The sequence below is a fragment of the Bacillus sp. JJ1521 genome (assembly GCF_036965165.1).
In the GTDB taxonomy this organism is placed as follows: Bacteria; Bacillota; Bacilli; order Bacillales; family Bacillaceae_L; genus Ferdinandcohnia.
In genome coordinates, this window is record NZ_JBALOX010000031.1 from 11,541 (window position 1) to 32,631 (window position 21,091).

General features: G+C 37.8%; 14 protein-coding genes. 2 read left to right on the forward strand and 12 right to left on the reverse strand.

Features of this window, described 5'->3' with window-relative positions; all coding sequences use genetic code 11:
- Positions 1–154: 154 nt before the first annotated feature.
- The 4 genes from uidA to V7147_RS05900 form a co-directional block, all read right to left on the reverse strand.
- Complete coding sequence (gene uidA / locus V7147_RS05885; RefSeq protein ID WP_335366925.1) at positions 155–1,888, reverse strand: beta-glucuronidase; 1,734 nt, start codon at positions 1,886–1,888, stop codon at positions 155–157.
- Positions 1,889–1,967: 79 nt separating this feature from the next.
- Positions 1,968–3,320 (reverse strand): ABC transporter substrate-binding protein, encoded by a 1,353-nt coding sequence (locus V7147_RS05890; RefSeq protein ID WP_335366926.1) that lies wholly within the window; start codon positions 3,318–3,320, stop codon positions 1,968–1,970.
- A 158-nt stretch (positions 3,321–3,478) separates the two neighbouring features.
- Entirely contained in the window at positions 3,479–4,327 is an 849-nt protein-coding gene (locus V7147_RS05895; RefSeq protein WP_335366927.1) for a carbohydrate ABC transporter permease, read from the reverse strand.
- A 15-nt stretch (positions 4,328–4,342) separates the two neighbouring features.
- A complete protein-coding gene (locus tag V7147_RS05900; protein ID WP_335366938.1) occupies positions 4,343–5,248 on the reverse strand; it encodes a carbohydrate ABC transporter permease in 906 nt (301 codons plus the stop codon).
- A 237-nt stretch (positions 5,249–5,485) separates the two neighbouring features.
- Here V7147_RS05900 and V7147_RS05905 point away from each other — a divergent pair, with 237 nt between their 5' ends.
- On the forward strand, positions 5,486–7,093 hold the full coding sequence (locus V7147_RS05905) for a response regulator transcription factor (RefSeq protein WP_335366928.1): 1,608 nt from the start codon (positions 5,486–5,488) through the stop codon (positions 7,091–7,093).
- On the opposite strand, the gene V7147_RS05910 is transcribed toward V7147_RS05905, so the two are convergent.
- From V7147_RS05910 to V7147_RS05940, 7 genes are all read right to left on the reverse strand, one after another.
- On the reverse strand, positions 7,073–8,761 hold the full coding sequence (locus V7147_RS05910) for a sensor histidine kinase (RefSeq protein WP_335366929.1): 1,689 nt from the start codon (positions 8,759–8,761) through the stop codon (positions 7,073–7,075). The two genes, V7147_RS05905 and V7147_RS05910, sit on opposite strands and share 21 nt — an antisense overlap.
- A 74-nt stretch (positions 8,762–8,835) precedes the next feature.
- A complete protein-coding gene (locus tag V7147_RS05915; protein WP_335366930.1) occupies positions 8,836–9,501 on the reverse strand; it encodes a YesL family protein in 666 nt (221 codons plus the stop codon).
- A gap of 134 nt (positions 9,502–9,635) precedes the next feature.
- On the reverse strand, positions 9,636–10,745 hold the full coding sequence (locus tag V7147_RS05920) for a glycoside hydrolase family 88 protein (RefSeq protein WP_335366931.1): 1,110 nt from the start codon (positions 10,743–10,745) through the stop codon (positions 9,636–9,638).
- A gap of 155 nt (positions 10,746–10,900) precedes the next feature.
- A complete protein-coding gene (locus V7147_RS05925) occupies positions 10,901–14,059 on the reverse strand; it encodes a discoidin domain-containing protein (protein ID WP_335366932.1) in 3,159 nt (1,052 codons plus the stop codon).
- Between the two features lie 268 nt (positions 14,060–14,327).
- Positions 14,328–15,401, reverse strand: coding sequence for a branched-chain amino acid aminotransferase (locus tag V7147_RS05930; protein ID WP_335366933.1), 1,074 nt, complete (start codon positions 15,399–15,401; stop codon positions 14,328–14,330).
- A 325-nt stretch (positions 15,402–15,726) separates the two neighbouring features.
- Complete coding sequence (locus V7147_RS05935; RefSeq protein ID WP_335366934.1) at positions 15,727–16,713, reverse strand: Gfo/Idh/MocA family protein; 987 nt, start codon at positions 16,711–16,713, stop codon at positions 15,727–15,729.
- A gap of 111 nt (positions 16,714–16,824) precedes the next feature.
- Positions 16,825–18,534, reverse strand: a complete 1,710-nt coding sequence (locus V7147_RS05940) for a methyl-accepting chemotaxis protein (RefSeq protein ID WP_438824557.1) — start codon at positions 18,532–18,534, stop codon at positions 16,825–16,827.
- Positions 18,535–18,776: 242 nt separating this feature from the next.
- Here V7147_RS05940 and V7147_RS05945 point away from each other — a divergent pair, with 242 nt between their 5' ends.
- Complete coding sequence (locus V7147_RS05945; RefSeq protein WP_335366936.1) at positions 18,777–19,556, forward strand: ABC transporter ATP-binding protein; 780 nt, start codon at positions 18,777–18,779, stop codon at positions 19,554–19,556.
- A gap of 42 nt (positions 19,557–19,598) precedes the next feature.
- Here the strand turns inward: V7147_RS05945 and V7147_RS05950 are convergent, their stop codons facing one another.
- The gene (locus V7147_RS05950) at positions 19,599–21,002 is read right to left on the reverse strand and encodes a tyrosine phenol-lyase (RefSeq protein ID WP_335366937.1); all 1,404 of its coding nucleotides are present in this window, start codon (positions 21,000–21,002) and stop codon (positions 19,599–19,601) included.
- Between the last annotated feature and the right edge of the window lie 89 nt (positions 21,003–21,091).

A 21,091-nucleotide genomic window follows, 5' to 3' on the forward strand; every position in this document is an offset into this window, starting at 1 on the left:
TGAAGGATTTTCCGCGTGGATCCCAGCTTCGTTCGGGACTTCATAACCCTGATGAAGGACTTTACGCGCGAGTTCTAGCCACTTTCAGTCCTTCATTAACCAGATAACTACTTTTTTCTCAAATCCTTCAACTGCGGTTGGGACAAGAACCCACCTACTTCCAAGCCTTCCGTATCTCATGCGCGGCAAGCTTTGGCTGACGCTCTCGGGTGAAGAGTCCTTTACGGTTGAGGATGACTCGTTTTGGGTTTTGACTTGTTTTGAAGTCAGAAAGCACCCAAATATGAGCTCCGATTGTAAATGGTTTGGATTCGATAATTTTATATTGTCTTGTTACCATTTCAGCTTGGTATTCTTCTGAGAATAGTTCAGGTGGATCCATATGCATTCCCGCAATTGCATCTGCACCAAACTCCGTAACCATGACAGGCTTTCCAAATAATTCATAGCAACGATCTAGTTTTTCACTTAATAACTCACACGCCTCATCTAATAAACCAGGCTGTGTGTACCAGCCATAATAGCGGTTGAGACAAACAAAATCATAATACTTCAGTGCAACATCCTCCTCCACGTCTAGGCAATTTACAATCGTTATCGGACGGCTATCATCCACCCCCTTGGCATGGTCATATAGCGCTTTATAAAAACCATCCGCCGAAGGAACAAACGTATTTCCTTCATTTGCAAGGCTCCATGCGATAATACTCGGATGGTTTTTATCACGATTGATCATTTCGGTAATCACTCGTTTTGCTTTCGCTTCAATTTCATTATTATAATGGCTCTCCACAAAACCAACGAAAGGTGTTTCACCAATTACGAGGATTCCATTTTCATCACAATAATTTAGAAACTCATCACTGTATGGATAGTGCGAGGTACGAATGGAATTTCCACCTAGCCAATTTAAGAGATTCATATCCTTTACAATTACCGCTGGGTGCATTCCTTTTCCTAAAACAGCGAAATCCTCATGAAGTCCAACTCCTCTCATAAAAATGGGCTCACCATTTAATAAGAGTTGGCTTCCCTCTATCGCAATCGTACGGATTCCGACCTTGAGGATATATTGATCAATCTCCTCGTCTTCTATTGTTAATACAATCTGCAACGGATACAAATGAGGATCTTTTATAGACCAAAGCCTAGCATCTTTGACCATAATCTTCCCGGTAATCGATTCTTCGTCATCCATGTACAAATTTTGTTCCGCCTCTCCAAGCCTTACCTTCACCTTACCTACAAATGGCTGATTAAGCTTGATTGAAAAATCAATCTCTCCATCTATATCACCCACAATGTTTGTACGAACTGAAACATCTTCTATAAATGTTTTGGAAACAACTACTAAACTAACTGGGCGGCTAATGCCCCCATAAGGAAAGAAATCATAATAATTTCTAGGAAACTGCCCCTTATGTCCGTTCTTTTGAATGATTTGTTCGTGCTCGACCTCTCCAGCAGGCAAACTATCAGGTTTTATTCTTACGTCCACCGAAATTGTAACCTTATTTATTCCATTCCAATCGATATGTTCTGTTACATCAAAGCTAAAAGGCAGATGTCCGCCTTCATGATCACCCATTAATTCCCCATTAAACCAAACACGGGAATAATAGTTTGCCGCCCCCATTCGTAAGAAAATTCGATTCTCTTTATAGACCTTTGGAATCATTACTTCCTTCTCATACCATCCTGTTTCAAAGAAACGAGATAAATCCTGGTGTTGTTCATTCCAGCTTGCTGGAACCGCAATTTCGTAGTCTGCCGGAATCGCTTGCTGCCACCCCTTCTGCTCCCCAGCATTCGTTTCATCCTTTGCAAATTTCCAAAACCCATCTAGTGAAATTTCACTTCGGTATTGATTAGTCTGTGGATATAACATTTTTCTTCCTCCTTTTAACCCCATAAAAGAAAGTAGCTGACGCGCAGAATACCGAGTCAGCTACAATCCCATTTTTTTATTACTTATTGTTTTCGATAATTTTTTTCGCTTCTTCTACCATCCATTTCTTCACTTCGTCTACAGAAATACCGTCAAGCATGAATTTAGTAAATCCAGCCTCTAATACGTCCTTCTTAAGCTCATTTCCGTATGAAATCGCGATGTCTGAATCATAAGCACCTTTAACCTCATCATTAAATAAAGTGTTATTTAATGAATCAAGATCATAGTATTCTTCTTGACCAGCAACAAGTTCCTTAACTGTTTGTTCACCATCAGCTTCATTCCATGATGATAAACCTCTGATTTGAGATCCTTCAGCTGTTAGGTAGCGTAAGAACTTGTAAGACGCTTCCTTATTCTTAGAATTCTTTGCAAGTGCCGAGAATTCCCCTGCGATATTTGTTGATCCAAGTGGTGAATCTTCACTCATTCTTGGAACTGGAGCAAATGCTGTCTTGAACTCATGTGGATATTTCTCAACATTCCCAACATCAGCAACTGTCCAGCTTGCCGTCATAAGCATACTTGCTTCTTCATTAAAAAACTCTGTACGGTAATTTAACTCAGCACCGATTACATCTGAGAATGACTTAACGGCACCAGCCTCTTCTAAATCTCTACGCAATTGGAACCAATAATCAAATGACTTATCATCAAAAACAGGTGTCGTGTCATCAATCATATATGGATGAGACTTTTCGGAGAACAGCATTGGATTTGCATATTCACCCCAAGTATGGAAGTAAGCACCGTATGTCTTATCCTTCCCTTCACCTTTTGATAGCTTAATAGCATACTCCTTGAAATCGTCCCAAGTCCATCCAAAATCCGGAACTGGCAATCCAGCTGCATCTAAATGATCCTTGTTAAGTAATACATACCAATAGTTTGTTAAATGTGGTAATGCATACACTTTTCCATCGTAAGAAGCAGAAATCTTATAATCTTCTTTAATATTAATACCATCTTTTTCAAAATACTCATCTAGTGGCTCAAACATACCGTTTGCGGCTCTTAAGACTGCTTGGTCTACGTTTGGAATGGAGACAACGTCTACTTGCTCACCAGCAGACATTAACACGTCCATTCGCATCATATTATCAACTGCACTACCACCAGGAATTAGTACTTCCGACTTAACCTTGATGTTTGGGTTATCTTTCTCAAAGTTTGTAATGATTTGTTCGATTTTTGTTTGGTCAGAATCCCAGTTGAAGTATTTGATTTCAACTACCTCATCTTCCTTAGCATCTGATCCACTGTCTTTGGAACTTGAACCATTTGAGCTTTCTTCAGAACCTGAACATGCTGCTAATACTAGAATTAATGAAAACATTGTAAAAAGCAAAAAGCGATAACGTTTTTTCATAGCAATGTAACCCCTTTCATTATTGTTCTAATTTCTCTTTCACACACCAATAGTACCTTTTTTACTTTCAAAACGATGTGTAATATTTTTTTATAATTGTGTATTTTTTTTACGTGTTGATCGGGTAAGTTATCCTATCCCTATTTGGATAAGAGCTATCACCCTTTTACCCCGCCTAACGAAATTCCCGCAATAACATGTCGTTGTAGAATGACGAATACGATCAAAAGCGGTAGAATTGCCGAAACCGCCGCCATCATCATGACAGCATAGTTCTCACTATATTCTGTTCGGAAATACTGCATGCCCAAAGTAATTGGATATAATTTTTCATTATATAAGAAAATGAGTGGATTTTGATAGTCATTCCATACCCAAATAAATTTAATGATACCTACAGTTGCTAAAATCGGACGACATAATGGAAGGATCACCTGCCAATAGATTCGGAAATAGCCGGCCCCGTCGATTTTTGCAGCCTCAATATACTCATCACTAATCCCCATCATATATTGACGCATAAGGAAGGTAAAATATATCGAGAACATTCCCATTAGAATAATTCCTTCATGAGTGTTAAATAATCCAAACCATTTAATCATAATATACCGTGGAACTAATGTTGCTTGTTCAGGAATCATTAAAAATGAGATAAGTAAGCCAAATAGTATAGATCTACCAGGAAACTTAAGCTTCGAAAAAGAATACGCGGCCATTGATGAAACAATGAGTGTAACTAAGGTTGTGATGGATGCTATTTTAATAGAGTTGAAATAGAACATTCCGAAAGGTACATCACTCATCCATACCGCTTTAAAGTTTTCGAGAAAATTCCATCTTGTTGGTATCCATTCGATTGGGAATACCATGACATCGCTTTCAAACTTTGCCGAGGTTGAAAGCATCCAAATAAGTGGAACTAAGAATACAATGGATAGAATCCCTAAAATAAGTGTAACAACTACGCCGGAGGGATTTTTCTTCATTGCCTCCTTCAACTTGTACATAAAAATCTACCTCCTTTAGTCTACCTTCCGATTTTGGATTTTCCACATTACGATTGTTAATACTGCGACGATTACGAATAATACCCATGAAATTGCCGATGCATAACCCATTCTGAAATTTTGGAACCCTTCCTCGTAAATATAATAAACGAGTACGTTCGATGAATGGTTTGGTCCACCCTTCGTTAAAAAGGCAATAAGATCAAACACTTTAAAAGAAGAAATCATTAATGTGATTGCTAAGAAAAATGTGGTCGGACTTAACAATGGTACCGTAATTCTAATAAATTTTTGAAAGAAATTAGCTCCATCAATTTCTGCTGCTTCATAGACCTCTTCACTGATTGTACTTAAACCTGAAATATAGATAATGACAATATATCCGACTGTATGCCAAATACCAATAATGATAATCGCTGCCATTACACTATCTGTACTTCCCAACCATTTCGGAGGATTCGTAATTCCAATATTCGTTAAGAATTGGTTGATTGGTCCTAAAGATGGATGGAATAACGCTGCCCAGATTGCTGCCACCGCTACTTGTGTTGATATATAAGGAATAAAGAATGCTACTTTAAAGAAATCCTTTGCATATACCTTTGAATGAATCACAACCGCCAAAATCAATGCCAGGACCATTCCGACTGGAACCGTAAACAAGGTATATAAAAGGTTATTTTTTAAAGCCAGATGAAAGTTTTGATCACTCATTAATTTCTTAAAGTTCTCCAACCCTACAAAATTGATCGCTTCAATTCCACCGATAAAATTCCACTCTGTAAAAGCTAAAAATAAGGTGAAAAATAACGGAAATACCCCCATTAAACAGATCCCTAAAAACTCTGGTAATACAAACAGGAGCCCTGCAAGACTTTCTTTTCGCTTCTCATTCCAAAATGCCTTTTTGGGAGGAGCCATACTTGTAATCTTCGTTTCTTTATAATTGACTTCCACCTTTGTTTGCCTCCTTTACAACTTATTTCATTTTCAAAATCATTATAGGTCTTTTTTAATTACATTCGTGCTGAGGATTTTTACTTGTTTTTTTGATGAAGGTAAAAATTTTGCACAATTCAGTTCAAAATTTTCTATAATTTATAAAAATATATGACTATAATAGATTTAAAGAAAATCACAAATGGGGGGGTTAGAACGATGTGTAAAGCTATGATCATTGACGATGATGTCCCGATGCTTAAATATCTTGAAAATATTTTAAACTGGAAAGAACTTGGTATTGAAATAGTTGCTTCTACTTTCTCAAGCTTGAAAGCGTTGTCACTTTTTGACGAACTGCAGCCTGATTTGGTCATTACTGATATTGGTCTTCCCCAAATAGACGGGCTTGAGTTAGCAGTTCGTTTTAAAGAGAAGAATCCAGATGCAAGGGTAATCCTTTTAACTTGCCATGAAGACTTTTATTATGCGAAAAAAGCCATCCAAATAAATGTCGATGACTATTTAATAAAAGATGAGCTAACGAAGGAACAGCTGAAGAAAAGTGTTCTTAAATCATTAGAGAGTTTAAAAGAATCAAATGAATTCCAGGAGGCACTATACTATCAGGATACTATTGAGCATAATAAAGAACTTCTAAAGAAGTCCTTCTTGAAAAAATTAGCTGACTCAGAGTTAGGCGAACAAATTCTGTCCTTTAGCCGCAGCTTGGGGATTAATTGGAGGCATCATGATTTCATCGTTTGTAGATCGGTGATTGATTATACATCATGTAAAAATGATATGCTGCTTTCAAATCTATCAAGCCCTCAGAACCAACTGCTTTCTATTATGGAATCAGCGACAAGAGACAAGGATGAATATACAATCCTACAGGATGAAACTGAAAACATTTTTCTCATTTATAATTTTAAAAATCGCCTTACCCATAATAGTTATAAGGATTTCCAAAACTTACTTAACACGATTCATACTGGAGTGAAACAACAATTACGTCTGAATGTCCATTTCTTCTATGACCGGATATGCAATGTCACTGAATTAGAAAGCTGTGTCAATAAATTGTATTATCGAAAGTCAATCTCTTTTTATGAAAATATGAAACATGTTTTCCTAGAGGTTCCTTCAAAATGGATTTCTTATAATTTACCGAAGGACACCTTGTTAGATCCATTCGCAAAAGATTTATTGGATGCCGTCCAGTACGGAAATGTTGAGGATGTGAATAAAGCAATCCAGTACCTTGAAGAGACTTCAAAGACACTTGTTCTGGATCCTGTTCAGTTAAAGAAGAAATGTATAAGTATCGTAAACCTTGTTTGCAAAAATGATCGTGCGTTTGAACAATTTGAAATATATGTAGAAAACTCAATAACCTTAACACAAATGCTACACTTCCTTCAATTGAAAACTCAGAACTACATGGAGTCACTACAAAAATCAAGATTCAAGCAAAATCAAAGCAACCCAAAATTAAAAGAAATTGACCAATATATTATTGAGAATCTATCAGAAAATATCACGTCCGTTATTATGGCTAATCATCTTCACTTAAATCCTAGCTATTTTTCCCGCTATTTTAAACATCTTACCGGGGAAAATTTCACGGACTATGTCCATCGTTTCAAAATGCGGATTGCAACTTCAATGCTTACGGAGCGCTTTGAAACGATTGAATTTATCACATACAGTCTTGGCTATTCAGATCGAACATACTTCTCAAAGATTTTCAAAAAGTATACAGGAATGAGCCCAGGTGAATATAAAAGGACACAAAAACACCCCCTACACCTTGGGGATGTGTAGGGTGAAGATCATTCCTTTATCTTCATTACGAGTTGCATGTAAAAATGCAGCCTGTCCATATGTGAGTTTTAATCGTTGAGCGATATTCACAAGTCCAACACTTTCAGAGGAAGATATCTCATCACTTCGCATTTCAATTAAGGCTTTAACCTTATTATACTCTTCCTCTGTCATCCCTTTTCCATTATCAGATATAGATATTTGAATATCGTCTTCTGTTTCATATGCATGTATATCAATCACTGCTCCAGGTTCGCGGTCGATAAATCCATGGATAATGCTATTTTCGATGAGAGGTTGAATCAACAATCGTGGAACTGTAAATTCCTCTATTTGTTCTTCTATTTTAATCCTTGCCTCAATGTCCGTTCCATTTCTCATATTCATAATGTCGAGATAATCATGAATCAATTGAAACTCCTTTAATAACGAATTCGGAACATTAACCCTCATATATGACCGCAATAAGCTTATAAGAGAATCCATTTTTTTCGAGTGGAATTCATCGCCCCCGATAGCAAGATTTACCTTGATAGAGTTTAATGTATTCATTAGAAAATGCGGCCGTATTTGTGCAAATAGGGTTTGTAGTTCAATGATCTTTTTCTCCTCTTGCTCCTGTTCAATCTTTTGAATCAATTCTTTAATTTGATCCAGCATATCATTAAATGCATTTCCAATAATTGAAATTTCATCCTTCCCTTTAACACGGAAACGGACTGAATGGTCCCCTTTCACAAATCGGTTCACAATTTTTTCGAATGATTTGATCGGTTTTATTAATTGTTTTGACATAAATATGGATAGTAAAAAGAAACCTAGAACCAATATGACCATTAAGACAAAGAATAAGAAAAAGACATTTGTAATTGTGCCTGTAATTTCCTTTTGAGAAATCTCGGAAACGAGGGTCCAATTTGCACGGCTAATAGTTTTCGTTGTTTTAACAATATTCCCTTCTGTAAAAGAGTCCATCTGATTTGATGAAATAGCTTCATTATTTGAGCTAAGAAGAGTTATTTTTCCCATTTCAATACTATTAAACACACTTGAAAAATACGTGTTCGGAATGCGAATAATCAAGGTGCCAATATACTCATTTGAACGCTTTTCCCTTAGGACTCTTCCGAAAAAATAATCGTTTGCGCCTTGCTCCTTATTATATATCGTTCCTAGCGATTGAATGGTTCTCGTATTAAATATATCTACTCTGTTACGAAGAATCTCCCATTCGTCTTGAATTTTATCCCTTTTTCCATATTCAGATCCGTTAATGATAAAGTTAAACGGATTCACAAAGAAAATCTTGGACTGAGTCCCAATCATTTTCGATTCTAAAAGACTAAGAAAATCACTTATCTCCTCAATGTTCTGGTGGATATCAAAAGTATCAATTTCCTTAACTTCTTTTAGTTTATTCACTCTTTCTTGCATACTCGTATCATTCGCTACTAATACTGTAGAAAACGTAATATCATCAATCGTTTTCGTCAGATCACTTGAAATGATATTGACTAACTGTTGGTTTGATAAGGTAACACTTTCTGTAACCTCTTTTTTTATGATGATATAGGAAATAACTGAAATTAATAAAATAGGAAGAATGACAAGGAATATCAGTGAAAGTTGAATTCTTTGGTAAAATGACAATCGATATCTCCATTTCATCGTCATTAGCTCCTTGCTGCAGAAAATAGATAAGGCAAGCTTAAGGCTTGCCTAATGGTGTAAATATATTTAAATTATACTGAAAGTCGCCCCGAATTGCCGCTATATTCTTGATTATTTTTACTTTGCTTAAGTTCAATTTTTTTAAATACGATAAAGGAGATTGCCATTAATAAATAAGCTGGTACACTCACTCCAAAGAAAATTGCTAGAACCGGAAAAAACTGATAGACGACGAAAAATACAACCAAAATAAAAAGCATCAGTGCTGCGAAATGAGGGAATGAGAGCCCTATGATTAGCGCATTTTTAAAATAGTGAGCAAATTTTACTTTAAAGTGGACAAAAATTGGAAAAATAAATGCCACTACCACTCCTAAGATCAATAAGATGCTATAGAAGAATACTAGTAAAATTTGAGACAGCTGCTCCGGTAGGATTTGCAGGCTTTGATAATAGAGGAATAGGACCAACCCCGCTGCCATTAGAAAAATCCCTAGTATATTTGCTTTAATAAAATTTTGCTTGTATGTCTTCCAGAATAGTTTAAATACTTCACAATCCTCTTCACCCATGATCCATTTTCTTGTGATTGTGAACAATGACACGGTTGCAGGAATGATGCCAAGGACAATACCACCAAGTAATGTGAAGACAATCCATAATAAATTGACATAGGCAAGACGCATAATCGATTCACTAATTCGATAAAATCCTCCCATTAACCCTTTTGGCTCCATGATTTTCAGCCCCTTAGTATAAATCTTTTCTATTATTATAAGCGTTTACATTCCATATCCCTATGGGCTATTTTTACTATAGAAGTAAAAATAGTGCACAAAAAAGAGCACCCGCGGGTACTCATATAGATGTCTTAAAAAATGTATTTATTGTAGCCATTAAGCTTTGAGATGGCTTCGATGAAATAATAATCGCCATAGATAAGTGATGCATTTACAAAATTCCCCTTTGGGCGATTACCTGTGCCCTTGATGAGCACTGCTTGGTGCTCTGGCTGATCCCAAGTTGAATAATTTTCAGAAAGAGATTTTACTATTTTTGTTGCTGCATTTAGATAAATGTGTTTTTCATTCTGCGGTACATGACCTGCAAGCTCAATTAGCCCAGATGCAGTGATCGCTGCTGCAGAGCTATCTCTTGGTTCCGTTACTATTGAATTAGCGCGATGATCCCAATATGGAACAAAGTCTTCCGGAAGTGAAGCTAAAAATTGATGTGCGATTTTTTTTGAAACCTGCAAGTATTTTTCGTCTCCAGTAAAACGATACATATTTGCATATCCATAAATGGCCCAAGCATTCCCACGACTCCAGGATGAATCGGGTAAAAAGCCTTGGCCACCTAGTGCCTCGATAAACTCACCTGTTTCGGGATCGAATGAAAGAATATGACATGTAGACCCATCCTCGCGTACACCATATTTCAAAAATGTATCTGCATGAAGAATTGCAATATGCTTATAGCGTGGGTCACCTGTAACGCGGCTTGCCCAAAACAGTAAGGAAAGATTCATTAAGCAATCAACGATGACCCATCCTGCAGCTCGATCCCATGATTTAATAAACCTTCCAATTGGATTAAAGCGCCCGGCTAAAAAATTCGCCGCTTCGATTCCAATCCGTTTGCTTACTTCATCGCCGGTAATTTCATAATGGTAGACAGCAGTTAAAAGAAATTGAAAGCCCACATCATGATCGAATTGATCTTGATTCTCTCTAAAATAGGAAGCTATCTTTATATTTGCAGATAGCGCAGTGTTCTTATATTCTTCATTACCAGTTTGGTCATATAGATTCCATAAAATGCCCGGCCAAAAACCCGATGTCCACCAACTTGGTTTTGTATCATCATAATTCCCGTCTTTGGCTGCTGTATGTGGAAGCCCATCTTTCACTTTCTTCAAGGTTTCGCTTATCTTTTTCTCGATTAAGTCCATGGTTGAAATTGTAGTTTGTTTTGTCATGGTATTCCCCCCAAAGTATTGTCAAGGTCCATCTATTTTTACTCATCTATCATACTCTCTTTTGTGACATGCAAGTTTGAAGGATTCCTACTTGTTTGTGTAGAATTTTTACTTTAAAAGAGGCTAAAGGAAAATCCTCAGCCCCACTTTATCGTTCATTTTGGAGTGTCAAGTTCTTCTCCACCGACTGGTGTTTCTTTTATATTATCTATTGCCTTTGAACCTAATCGGTCTTGTAGCTGCTGAAGGTAAAGACTTCGTGGCTCCACATGCCTTCCTTCAACTTCCCAATATCCATCTTCCCTTAGGTTATCTGGCGTTGTTTTAAAATCTCCTTCTTGTCTTTCACCAATTAGCCCAATTGCATAGTTTTGAGCAGTTGGCGGCTGCTGTACTGCTAAATTACCTGTATGGTTCCAGAATACGAAGTTTGCTCCTGCCCAGCCATGCCCTGTTCCGTAATTAGCTCTGTCCATCGCATTTGCATTGCCAGTTACATTATCAAATAATCCACCTGTTGCCCAACGCTGGTGTGGCTCACTGCGATTATATGTTTTTTCTGAAACACTATCCAAAATAACATTTGGACCTGACATATGTCTATCAAAGATGAACGCATGTCTTGCTTTTTCTGAATAAACACGCTGTGTTAATGAAAGCTGCCCTACATAATTAAATGGATATCTTCTTGAACCTGTAATGAGACTAACCATTTCAAATGAGCTGGAATCCTGTACAGTAATCCATTTCGTATGTCTACCAAGATTGACTAGATACTTCGTTAAATATAGTCCTGTTATATTTCTCATCCATGCATTTTTCGTATATTCAAAGGTTAGGAATGTTTCTGCCTTATTCTCGTCCGCATAATATTCCTCATCATTATGCATCGCAGTAACAGTCGGATCAAACTCTACTTCAACACGCATATTTTCAACCCCGATATTTTCCAATCGATCTGAATCATCATATTTATAAATTTCTGCTCCACCATATTTACGCTCAATCGCATTTGGAACTGGAGCATCAATAGTGATGATGTTTCCTTTGACTTCTGTAATCACACGATCAAAATTCAATACGAATGGCTCCCACTGCACAGTTCCTTCAAGTACAGGAATCTGGTCCATGTCAATATCATGAATCCAGCTGCTATTTCCAAATCTACGAATGATAATATTATCGCCTACCTTGTAGCCTGAATGGTCATCCACATGGAAGGAACGACTACCAACTGGCACATATAGATCAACAATATTTTGCTTTGTCTCGGTTAGGATTTGAGGAGTAGCCTCTTTGTCTCCAACCTCAACTATATTGCGTTTCGTTTTTCCAGTAGCAAAGAGTATGGTACCATCTTCCCCATCTCCTTCACCACGAAGCACAACACCGCTAGCCTGGATTTTTAAAGTCCCTTCAATCTCATAGATTCCTTTTTTCAATAATACCGCTCCACGGAATCCATCTTTTTGGATAGGGAACTGGGAAACGAGGTCAATCGCCTCTTGGATGCGTTCTGTATCATCTCCCTCACCAGGCTCCACAACTACTTTTGTCTGAACATTAGGGAGTTGAACACCCCCGCCCATATAACCACTGTTTGAAAAATCCATAATTTGATTTCCATGAATATCAGTCGTGTAAATTAGTTTTCCTTTTTCATTTAAAAAAGCCATCCTCGACTGTTTGTCTGTTAACTTCTCTAAATCAATCACATGGAAATATAAAGTGTCATACACACGTTCTTTATTTTTTGTATCGAATCTTAGCTGAACCTCAAACTTCCCTTGTTTTGAAGCTTTAGGAATTAGAATTTCATATTCTTCTCCTTTAGTAATCTGCTTTTGAACATTATGATGCAGCTTTCCTTCCGGATCAAAAACCTTCATACTTACTTTCCCGTCAAGATGTGGGCTTAGTTGGACCTTTGGAAAATCATCATCCGGCGAGATAATCGCAGGTACACCTATCTTTTGTTCAATTTTTTCGTGTAGTAGAGTGGTATCAGCTACTCTTGCCTCAGGGTCATCTACTACTACGAATATATTTGTACTTTGAGTGATTGACTCAACTGTTGCTTTACCAGTAAGTACCGTTACTCCTCCATTTAAGGCAGTAATCGTACCATCTTCTGCTACTTGTGCAATTTCCGGTCGACTGCTTGTAAATGTTATATCTGCCCCCTTTGGTAATTCTCCGCCATCATACATGACGCCATTTAAAGAAACCTGCTGGGTGTCTCCCTTTTGCATTTTTAAATCTGCATTTACTTCATATTTTGATTTTGTTTCATCATTTAAATATACACCCTTTAGCGGATTCTGTGCGGGAGGTACAGGTGCTTCATCCGTATTGAATAGTTTAAGGTCATAGATAAGTGGTACACTCGCTTTTTTAGCATGCACATTTACCTTCAAATAACGAGCCGTAACCCTATCAAAAATAGCCTTTTCTTCCTTTGTTACGACAAGTTTATTTTGATAGATGGAGGTCCAATTCTTATTGTCATTTGAATAAAATAATTCATATCGTTCAATTGCATCAAGGTTAAAGGTTTGAATGACCTTGTTAAAACTTTGTTTTCCATCAAGATCAATCACTAACCAATGCTGTCCATCGTCGTTAAAATCTCCACTTAATGCTCTCCAAGCTGTTGATAGGTCTCCGTCCACTGCATTCGATGGATATGTACCGCAACTGCCACAATGGGAGCTTGCAGTTGCAGATTTCTTAAAAGCAAGGTCCAGATTGCTATCAATTGGATTTTCTACTTCAGCTTGCCTCTGATTGTAGATTTCAATTTCCCCTAGGATATATGCTCTATCCTGTTCCGTTTTAGACGGATCAATATTCAAGCTGATTTTCACTCTGCTTGTTTGAACGGGTTCAAATATAATCGTTTCTTCGGATGATAGATTTTCAGTTTTACTTGCGATTATTTTGTATGAACCTGTTTCTCCTTGATAGAAAACTTCATAAGATTGAATATAAGGTATGTTCAAATTCTTTACGATTACTTCATCGATTTCAGTCTTATTCTCTAATTTGATTTCAATCCAGATATTATGGTCCTTTACGTCATCTTTAGTAGGCGTCCAAATTGTACTGCTGTCTCCATCAACAGCTTGTTCAGCTGGTCCTGGTGGATTACATCCTTTACAATCCGAGCTCTTGTTCACCGTTTTCCTCAAGGCTAGATTAACTGAATTTTCTTCTGCTGATGTCGTCGTTTCCAAGACCGGAACAAATAAAGACAGGATTAAGCAAAAAACTAATAGCAATGAAAAACTTCGTTTCATCCTTCGATTTCTCACGTAAAACAATCCCTCCTATATTCATATAATTTTTAATTGCAACAATCCTCACAACTCAACCCTCCATTTTAAAGCGCTTACAATTATTAGGATGCAATAGAACTATTTTTGAGGACTGAGCAATATTCATCTATTATAAATTGGCATCGTCTTGTTTTTTTATGGACGATTTTGCGATTATTGTGAAGTTTTTTGACTCGTTTTTTTCCTATGCGCAAAAAAATAGTGCTTACCTCCCAGGGCAAGCACTACTTCTACTTCTTTTCTTTTATAATTTTACAGTCCATCCAAACACGTCTTCTTCTGTGCCGTTTTGAATGCTTGTAATGGTGTCGTATAATTTTCTAGATACAGCCCCTGTTTCGCCGTTGTTAATAATTAGTTTTTCATTATTGTAGAAAAGCTCTCCAACTGGGGAAATAACCGCAGCCGTTCCAGTTCCAAAGACTTCCTCAAGAACCCCATCATTAAAAGCCTCTTGGATTTCATGAATAGAAATTTTTCGCTCTGTTACAGGTATATTCCAGTGTTTTAGGAGCTCGATAATTGACTTACGTGTGATGCCATCTAAAATACTACCGTTTAGTGCAGGCGTGACGACTTCTCCATTGATTTTAAAGAAGATATTCATGCTGCCTACTTCTTCAATATATTTTTGCTCTCTACCATCAAGCCATAAAACTTGGGAATACCCATTTTCACTTGCAATTTCTGATGCTAATAAACTTGCAGCATAGTTTCCAGCTGTTTTTGCTTCTCCTGTACCACCTGATACGGCACGAACATATTTATGTTCTACTGCAATTTTTACTGGATTGATACCCTCTTTATAATAAGAACCCACTGGGCATAAGATAATCATAAATTTATAGTTTTTAGCCGGATCGACGCCAAGATGAGCTTCCGTAGCAATCATGAATGGTCGGATATACAATGAAGTACCTGGATGATTTGGAACCCAGTCTCTATCGATTTCAATGAGCTTCTTCAAAGCCTGAAGTGCAAATTCTTCATCAAACTGCGGCATGACTAAACGCTGGTTCGATTTATTGAATCTTTTCATGTTTTGATCCGGTCTGAATAATAAAATTTCCTCATCCTCTGTACGATAGGCTTTTAATCCTTCAAATACGGATTGACCATAATGAAATACTGTCGCCGCAGGATCTAAGGGAATGGATTGATATGGAACAATTCTAGCATCGTGCCAGCCCTTTCCTTCCGTATAATCCCACATAAACATATGGTCAGTAAAGCTAGTTCCAAACACCAATTGGTCAAATGGAGGAATTTCCTTCTTTTGAGTTGTGAGGGTGATGTCAAGTTTAAAATCTGTCGTCATGTTAATCCCAGCTTTCATTTAATATAAACCGTTAATTTTATTCAGCGGATGTTCTCACACCCTCTGAATAAAGTTAATGCCTCCGGCGGATGCCACGATTTTTCTAAGGAAGTTTTTCGAGCGCGCTCGAAAAAAATCGGGCGCAAATACGCCAAAGCGCATTTGACTAATCAATAATCGAAATCTTATATTATTCTGATAATAATATCAACTATTTTATCACAATCTTGTGATAAATGGAGTATACAACTTATATAATATTTAAAATTCTTCACGGAAATTTTTGGAAACGAAAGGCGACCATTTGGGACGCCTTTCGCTAGTTTTATTTATTTACATAAAAGCCTTTAACCATTTCGCCCATTACCCAATTTGTTCGTGCACCGGATTCACCATTGCTTGGGCAAACTGGATTTTTACCTGTCAATTCCTCTACAATGGTCTCCACAAGGGGCTGATGTACGTGCTGAGGGCGTTCAAAACTCCACTCTTCTGTTCCGTTCTCGGTCGTTACAACAATTGGTTCATTTCCAAAAGTAGAGAACGTAATTTTTCCTTTGCTGCCGACGATTTCATTCACATCTTCATTTTTAAAAGCAGTAAAACACCAATTGCCAACACCATGGATACCTGATTCAAATAAATAGGTGCTGGTTACAATATCTTCTGCTCTGTAAAGACCGCCATGATTTGAAGCAAAGCCATGCACTTCCTTAATTGGCCCTAATAAGAAATCTAATATATCAAGTGTATGGCTACCTAAATCGTAGAACAGACCCCCACCTGAAATGTCAGGCTGTACTCGCCATGGAAGATTGGTAGGATCCTCTGATGCTTTGCGATATTGTGTGGTTGACACAAATCGTACTTCCCCTACTGCCCCATTATCCAATAACTCTTTTATTTTCAAAAATCTTTCTTGCGCTCGACGATAGTAAGCGACATATAATGGTACATTTGCCTTCTTGCAGGCTTGAATCATCTCCAGGCATTCTTCATAACTTCGAGCCATTGGTTTTTCAACATACACTGGTTTGCCAGCATTTGCAGCCTTAAGGGTATATTCCTTATGAGATCCTGGCGGTGTCGCGATATAAATAGCGTCAACCTCTGGATCTAAGATAAGCTCGTCCGCGTTGTCATACCATTTCGGTACTTGATGTCTTTTCGCATAATCTTTCGCTAATTCACCTGTTCTTCGCATCACAGCTACCAACTCAGAATTCGTGACTTTCTGAAATGCTGGACCACTCTTCACTTCTGTCACGTTCCCACAACCAATAATCCCCCAACGCACCCTACTATAAGCCATAGCCGAACTCCCCTATCAAAAAAATTTATATCAAGTATACCTCAAAAAAGTTCAGCTAGCACAAAAGGCCATTCGACAAAAGACTTTATCGAATGACCTCAATCTTCTTCTTTATTTGACGTTGAAGCGCTGAGTGATTTCTGATAGTGATTTTGACAGATTATGCAGGCTTTTTCCAACTCTATTTGTATTTTCCATTTGTTGAATTTGACTTTCACTAAAGGCTAGCATTTCTTCGGCACTCGCTAATGTCTCCTGTGACACAGATGAGAATTGAGTAACTGATTGCTGTAGTTCTGGCACTATACTCTCTAACCCTGTTAGTTCCTCCTGCATGACTTCAATGTTGCCACTTACCTCATAAATCCCTTGCATCAACTCATTAATCGAGATTTTTGAATCATTCGCCAATTGGAGATTGGAACTAATTTGGAGCAGCATTTGGTCAAATTCCTTTGAAGCGAGTAAAGTAATAGATTCCATTTTTGTTATTGCATCTGTAATTTCATCAGTTGCTTTCGTTGACTGCTCGGCAAGCTTCTGAACCTCTTGTGCTACGACAGCAAATCCTTTTCCTGCTTCACCAGCACGTGCTGCTTCAATGGTTGCATTTAAAGCTAATAGTTTTGTTTGTTTCGCGATTTCCGTTACAAGTTCAACAAGTGATGTAATCTCAAGTGAATAGTCTTTAACTTCTCGAATGGTTTTTGTGAGACGATTGAAGTCACCTTCAAATGATTGAATTGTTGAAATCAGTTGTCCCATGTTTTTTTCACCGCGTTCAGCCGAAAGATTCATATTCTTTGAGCTTCCAATGACAGTTTCCATGTTTGTCATAATATCCTCTATTCGATTTGACATCGTCTTAAAACCATGGACACTCTCCTCAGAGCTACTTGCAGTATGCTCCGCCCCTTGTCTAACCGTATCAATCGCCGAGATTAATTGATGACTAGAATCAAGCGCATCCCTAGATGAAACATTTAATTCATCACCTGTTGTTTCCAATTCTTTCGTTGAAGTCTTCAATTCATTTAACATACTTCTCATTTGATCAATCATTGCATTATAGCTCTTATGTAATGAAGTAATTTCAGGAATTGTTGTACGTATATCAACCGAGTGCTTGAGATTCCCTTCCCTTACTTCTTTCATTGTATTCCTTAATGCACTTAATGGCTTAACAATTGTTCTCACTAATAGGATAATCACGATCGTCATCACAATGATACTGACGGCAATCACAAGTAATGTAAAATAGGCCATTTGGTCGATTGGACCCGTATAGGATTTCATCGGGATGAGGATTCCATAAATTCCACCTATTTCCTTTATATTAAGGAATGAGATCGTGTAATCAACGCCATTAATCCTCTCATGAATGACACCATTTTTGCGCTCAACTAGGTCAGTGATTGTTTTTTCTGAAATAGCTGGAATAGCATCTTTACTCACCTTGAAGGGAACTACTTCTGATTTTTGAATATAGAAAAATTCTGCCTGTATCCCATCTCCTTCAAGCTTCTTTTGCTGCATTCGAACATTCCCGTCCACCTGTTGCATAAAATAATCATCTTGACCGACATAAACAAATTTTAAACTTTCTGCAATATATCCCATTAACTCTGCTTCACGTACTAATCGATGTTCAATTGTTTCAATTGTCATTTCTTTTGCTTTTATGTAGGAGGTTGTTCCAACCGCCACAACAGATATCACGAGTAAAGAAACAAACAGGATAAATAATCGGGTACTCAGATTAACTCTTTGTAAAAATCTCTGTACGAACCGTATTCTGCCATTATTCTCTTTATCTAGCATTTTCACTTTACGCAACTTTTTTCCCAAGTGCAGAACCCCCAAACTCCATGTCTTTTTACCTATTTAATTAAAATTATAAACAAGCATTGTTAATCCTCTGTAAAGATTATGTAAAGGGATTATGTATAGACTCCGACAATTCCTTAATTAGTCGAATTTATTATGTGAACCTACTAATTTTCTTTGTACACCCCTATCTGAATTTTTTGATACTATTAACTTATAATCAAGGAGGGATTCCAGTGGTTTTGGATTTGATGAATGTTACACTCCGGCGTGATAACGCGCTTATTCTACAGAATATTAATTGGAAAATTGAACAAGGGGAGCACTGGGTACTTTACGGATTGAATGGTTCTGGAAAAACCGCGTTATTAGACTTAATCAATGCCTATAATTTCCCTACTAGTGGTGATGTGACAGTTCTTGGATTTAAATTCGGAAAGGTATATCTTGGTGAGGAACTTCGAAAGAAGATTGGCTTTGTTTCCTCCTCTTTACAGCAAAAATTCTACCCAACTGATAACGCATTTGAGGTAGTCTTAAGTGGAGCCTTCGCATCAATAGGCTTGTATGAAACACCTACAGACGAAATGCGGGAAAGAGCAATCGGATTACTCGAGGAGCTTGGTTGTATCGGTTATGCAAACCGCGATTATGCGACCCTATCCCAAGGTGAAAAACAACGGGTGTTAATCGCGCGTGCACTAATGGCAGACCCGTCTATTCTTATTTTAGATGAACCAACAAATGGGTTAGATTTTATTGCAAGAGAACAATTATTAGATTCCATCGAAAGGCTTGCCGTAAAGGAAGAATCACCAACGATTATTTATGTTACCCACCATGTTGAAGAAATCCTTCCCGTGTTTACGAAAACATTGCTTTTAAAAAATGGCGAAGCATTTGCTTCAGGACAAACCGATCAAATCATTACAAGTGAAGTTCTTTCAAACTATTTCAATCTTCCGGTTCATGTTCATTGGGAAAATGACCGACCTTATCTGGTAAAAGGTAAGTAAATAGAAGCCAGCCCCGTAATCAAAAATGGGCTGGCTTTCATTCTATTCCTCGGTGATCAACTTTGAATCACCTGATAATGGTGAAAATCTTGCATTAAAAAATCTTAGTGTAGGTGGCTCATAATCCATACGTAATCCACTAATATGGTTTCTTTTTTCATAGAGGGCCATCACCGAATCGGCTACGACATCCATATGATTATTCGTATACACCCTTCTTGGGATTGTTAAACGAACTAGCTCTAGCTTTGGTTTATTATGTTCACCTGTATCTTTATTTCTGCCTGCCGAGACGATTCCTCGCTCCATCGCTCTAACGCCTGAGTCAAGATAAAGTGCTGCTGCTAATGCTTGTGCAGGGAACTCTTCTTGATTCAAATGTGCTAAAAATTGACGTGCGTCTAGATAGACAGCATGCCCCCCTATTGGTTGAACAACTGGAATTCCTGCTTCAATCAACTGTTGTCCAAGATATCGAACCTGCTGAATTCGGTGATGGATGTAATGATCATCGATTGATTCATAAATTCCTTGTGCCATTGCTTCCATATCACGTCCTGCCATTCCTCCATAAGAAGGCATCCCCTCATATACGACGACCAACTCACGCGATTTTGCGTATAGTTCCTCGTCATTCATCGCAAGGAATCCGCCAATATTGACTAAGCAATCCTTCTTTCCGCTCATTGTGCAGCCATCTGAATAGGAAAGCATCTCCTTTAAAATATCCTTGATCCGATGATTTTCATAACCAGCTTCTCTTTCCTTAATAAAATAAGCATTCTCAACACAGCGTGTCGCATCAAACATGACATCAATCCCATGATTTTTACAGAGATTATAAACCTCTCTCATGTTCTCCATGCTAACCGGCTGTCCACCTGCCATATTGACCGTAACTGCTACACAAACATAAGGAATATTCTCTGCCCCGACCTTCTTAATGAGACCCCGTAATTTAGATAAATCGACATTCCCTTTAAAGGGATGCTTGGTCCTTGAATCATGTGCTTCATCAATAATGATATCCACAAATCTCGCACCATTTAGCTCCTGGTGGGCACGGGTTGTTGTAAAATACATATTCCCAGGCACTACATCACCCGGTTTTATTTTTAGCTGAGATAGTAGATTCTCCGCTCCTCGGCCCTGGTGTGTCGGCAAAACATACGTATACCCATAAATCTCCCTTACTGCTTGCTCAAGCTTTTTCCAGCTTTTACTCCCCGCATAAGCTTCATCTCCAACCATTAAAGCGCCCCATTGGCGGTCGCTCATTGCACTTGTCCCGCTATCTGTTAAAAGATCGATATACACATCCTCGGAATCAAGCAAAAAAGTATTATAGCCTGCTCGCTCCAATGCTTCTTTTCTTTCCTCATACGTCAGCATTGCTAATGGTTCTACTGCCTTTATTTTATATGGCTCTGCCTCTCTTCTTTTCATCCTAACCCCTCCGTTTTTTAGAAAAATCAAATGCGCCTTGGCGTATTTGCCACCCGATTTTTAGGGCCACAGGAAGTGGGTCATAAAGA